The 4,114-nt window shown below is 75.5% G+C and carries 3 protein-coding genes; 1 reads left to right on the forward strand and 2 read right to left on the reverse strand.

Annotated elements, in window-relative coordinates:
- Positions 1-2,752, forward strand: a 2,752-nt coding sequence (locus tag RIF68_RS29615; RefSeq protein WP_309054356.1) for a bifunctional [glutamine synthetase] adenylyltransferase/[glutamine synthetase]-adenylyl-L-tyrosine phosphorylase, incomplete at its 5' end; no start/stop codon positions are given.
- A gap of 100 nt (positions 2,753-2,852) precedes the next feature.
- Here the strand turns inward: RIF68_RS29615 and RIF68_RS29620 are convergent.
- Both RIF68_RS29620 and RIF68_RS29625 read right to left on the reverse strand, forming a co-directional pair.
- Positions 2,853-3,515 (reverse strand): TetR/AcrR family transcriptional regulator C-terminal domain-containing protein, encoded by a 663-nt coding sequence (locus RIF68_RS29620; RefSeq protein WP_309054357.1) that lies wholly within the window; start codon positions 3,513-3,515, stop codon positions 2,853-2,855.
- Positions 3,516-3,792: 277 nt separating this feature from the next.
- On the reverse strand, positions 3,793-4,114 hold a 322-nt coding region (locus RIF68_RS29625; RefSeq protein ID WP_309054358.1), incomplete at its 5' end, for a phosphatase PAP2 family protein.

Below are 4,114 nucleotides of genomic sequence, written 5' to 3' on the forward strand. Positions count from 1 at the left end.
GCTCTCCGCCAAGCCGTTCCGGGACCGGCTCCTCGGGGTGCTCGGCACCTCCGAGGCGCTCGCCGACCATCTGGCCCGGCACCCCGGCGACTGGCGGTCCCTCGTCACGTACGAGGCGGCCGACCTGCGCCCCGGGCTCGCCGACTTCGAGCGGGGCCTCGCCGACGCCGACGACCCGGTCTCGCTCCGCGTCGCCTACCGCCGCTGCCTCCTCGCCATCGCCGCCCGCGACGTCTGCGGGACCAGCGGTGTGGCCCGGACCGCGGCCGAGCTGGCCGACCTGGCGACCGCGACCCTCCGCGCCGCCCTCGCCCTCGCCCGGGCCGCCGCCCCCGAGGACGCCGCCCTGTGCCGGCTCGCCGTCATCGCGATGGGCAAGTGCGGAGGCAACGAGCTGAACTACGTCTCGGACGTGGACGTGATCTTCGTCGGGGAGGCCGCCGACGGCGCCGACGAGGCCAAGGCGCTCCAGGCGGCGACCCGGCTCGCCGCCCACCTCATGCGGATCTGCTCGGAGACCACCGTCGAGGGCTCCATCTGGCCGGTCGACGCCAACCTCCGGCCCGAGGGCCGCAACGGCCCGCTCGTCCGCACCCTCGCCTCACACGTCGCCTACTACCAGCGCTGGGCCAAGACCTGGGAGTTCCAGGCGCTCCTCAAGGCCCGCCCGGTCGCCGGCGACGAGGAGCTCGGCGCCCAGTACATCGACGCCGTCTCCCCCATGGTCTGGCAGGCCGCCGAGCGCGAGAACTTCGTCGCCGACGTGCAGAAGATGCGCCGCCGGGTCGTCGACAACATCCCCGTCGCCCAGGTCGAGCGCGAGCTCAAGCTCGGCCCCGGCGGCCTGCGCGACGTCGAGTTCGCCGTCCAGCTCCTCCAGCTGGTGCACGGCCGCAGCGACGCCACCCTGCACAGCGGCACCACCCTCGACGCGCTCGCCGCCCTCGCCGCCGGCGGCTACGTCGGCCGCGCGGACGCGGCCCAGCTCGACGAGGCGTACCGCTTCCTGCGCGCCATGGAGCACCGCATCCAGCTCCACCGGCTGCGCCGCACCCACCTCGTCCCCGAGGACGAGGCCGACCTGCGCCGCCTCGGCCGCTCCCTCGGACTGCGCACCGACCCGGTCGCGGAGCTCAACCGGGAGTGGAAGCGGCATGCGGCCGTCGTCCGCCGCCTGCACGAGAAACTCTTCTACCGGCCGCTGCTCGACGCCGTCGCCCAGCTCGCCCCCGGCGAGATCCGGCTCAGCCCCAAGGCCGCCGGTCAGCGCCTCGAAGCGCTCGGGTACGCCGACCCGGCCGCCGCCCTGCGCCACCTGGAGGCACTGGCCTCGGGTGTCTCCCGCAAGGCCGCGATCCAGCGGACGCTGCTGCCCGTGCTGCTCGGCTGGTTCGCCGACTCGGCCGACCCCGACGCCGGACTCCTCGGCTTCCGCAAGGTCTCCGACGCCCTCGGCAAGACGCCCTGGTACCTGCGGCTGCTGCGCGACGAGGGCGCCGCCGCCGAGAACCTGGCCCGGGTGCTCTCGGCCGGCCGCCTCGCCCCCGACCTGCTGCTCCGCGCCCCCGAGGCGGTCGCCCTCCTCGGCGACCCGGAGGGCCTGAAGCCGCGCGACCGGGACCACCTGGAGCAGGAGGTGCTCGCCGCCGTGGGCCGGGCGGACGGCCCCGAGCAGGCCGTGGCGGCGGCCCGCGGGGTGCGCCGCCGGGAGCTGTTCCGTACCGCCGCGGCCGATCTCATCGGCTCGTACGGTACGGAGGACAGCCCCCGCGCCACCGAACCGGGCCCCCTGGTCGACCGGGTCGGCGCCGCGATCGCCGACCTCACCGCGGCGACGATCGCGGGCGCGCTGCGGGCCGCCGTGCGGGCCGAGTGGGGCGACCGGCTGCCGACCCGGTTCGCCGTCATCGGCATGGGCCGCTTCGGCGGGCACGAGCTGGGGTACGGCTCCGACGCCGATGTCCTCTTCGTGCACGAGCCGCGCGAGGGAGTGGACGAACAGGAAGCGGCCCGGGCCGCGAACCGGGTGGTCTCGGAGATGCGCAGGCTGCTCCAGCTGCCCACCACCGACCCGCCGTTGCTCATCGACGCCGACCTCAGGCCGGAGGGCAGGAGCGGCCCCCTGGTGCGCACCCTGAAGTCGTACGAGGCCTACTACCGCCGCTGGTCGCTCGGCTGGGAGAGCCAGGCCCTGCTGCGTGCCCAGGCCGTCGCGGGGGACGAGGAACTGGGGGAACGGTTCCTCGCGCTCGCCGACCCGCTGCGCTACCCGGCCGAGGGTCTCGGCGAGGACGCGGTCCGGGAGATCCGCCGCCTGAAGGCCCGGATGGAGTCCGAGCGGCTGCCGCGCGGCGCCGACCCGACGCTCCACACCAAGCTGGGCCGGGGCGGCCTGAGCGACGTCGAGTGGACGGTCCAGCTGATCCAGATGCGGCACGGCCACGCCCGGCCGGAGCTGCGCACCACCCGCACCCGGCAGGCGCTCGCCGCCGCGTGCGCGGCCGGGCTCATCGCGTCGGACGAGGCGCAGATCCTGGACGAGGCGTGGGTCCTCGCCACCCGCGTCCGCAACGCGGTGATGCTGGTGCGCGGCCGCCCCGGCGACACCTTCCCCGGCGACCCGCGCGAAATGGCCGCCGTGGGACGGTACCTGGGGTACGGCCCGGGCCACGTCGGGGAGGCGGTCGAGGACTACCGCCGCGTCACCCGCCGGGCGCGGGCCGTGGTGGAGGACCTCTTCTACGGCGCGTAGGACGCGTGCGCGGGCCCGGCCGGGCGCCTCGACGGCACCGGGCCCGGCGCCCGGCAGGTCCGGCCCCCCGCGGCCCTCGGCCCCCGGAAGGGCCCGGCGCCTACGGCGTGCGGGCCGTGACCCGCTCCCGGTCGCCGTCCACCGGGGCGGCCTCGTGGTCCTCCCCCAGGAGGGCCCGCACATATGTCAGGTAGCCGGTGAGCGCCAGCTCGAAGGCCTGGTCGGCGCGGCCCTCCGGTACGGCTCCGAGGGCGCGGGCCAGGTGCGGGGTGGCCGTCTCGTCCGCGAGCTCCCACATGGCCTCGGGTGCGGCCAGGTCGAGCGCCGAGCCGAGGACCAGGTTCTCCAGGGCGATGATCACCGGCATGACGTCGGGCAGCGCGAACCCGGCCGCGAGGAGCCGGCCGACGGCCCGCTCGTACTGGTCGAGGACCTTCGGTGCCCGGACCGGCGAGGTGGTGAGCAGCGGGATCGTGCGCGGGTGGGCGGCGAAGGCCGCCCGGTAGGACCGGGCCCAGGCCGCCATGCCCCGGTCCCAGGGCTCCAGGTCCAGGGTCTCCGTCTCGATCGCCGAGGCGACCCGTTCGCGCAGCAGCTCCACGATCCCGTCCCGGCCGTCCACGTGGTGGTAGATGGACGCCGTCTGCACCCCGAGCCGCCTGGCGATCTGGGGAACGCTGAACTCCCCCTGCTCGTCGACGATTTCGAGAGCCGTGGTGGTGATCCGCTCCCGGTCGAGGAGGGGTCTGCGCGGCCGGCCCATGAAACGTCACTCCCTGTTCAGGTCTTCCCGAATCGTCGGAGGCGAGGTTACCCTGCCGCAACCAAAAGGCTTTAGGTTTTGAGTGCGAAGGCTTCCCCGCCCGCACCCGGGACCGCGCACCGGCACGCTCGTTCCGACGCACCGGTGCGTACGTCATGGACCTCGGGGACGTCCGGTTCCTTGCGAACGGCACTGTCGCGGCCGGCCCGGTGCAGGCCCCGGCCGGCGAACGGCATCGCGGAGAGCCCGGTCCGCCCGGCCTCGCCGGGCGGCCGGATCACGTACCGGAGCCGACCCGCTCCTCGTGCGCCTCCACGGCGTCCCGGTCCCGGGCGTCCCGGTCCCCGGCGTCCCGCGGGGTCCCGTCGCCGGACCCCGGCACGGCCGCCGGTTCCACCGGTCCGACCAGCTTCGGCAGACGGTGCGGCCAGGCCCCGTACCAGAGGAGGGCGACGACGAAGCCGAAGCCCAGGCAGACGATGCCGCCGACCGCGTCCAGCCAGAAGTGGTTGGCGGTCGCGACGATCACGACGAGGGTGGCCGTCGGGTAGAGCAGGCCGAGGATCCGCGCCCACGGCGCCCGGGCGAGGAAGAAGATG

It is taken from the genome of Streptomyces sp. (genome assembly GCF_031178505.1).
GTDB lineage: Bacteria > Actinomycetota > Actinomycetes > Streptomycetales > Streptomycetaceae > Streptomyces > Streptomyces gulbargensis.

Bases quoted from the DNA above. Each gene is read 5' to 3' on its own strand.
- RIF68_RS29620 (WP_309054357.1), bottom strand. From the start codon at position 3,515: ATGGGCCGGCCGCGCAGACCCCTCCTCGACCGGGAGCGGATCACCACC.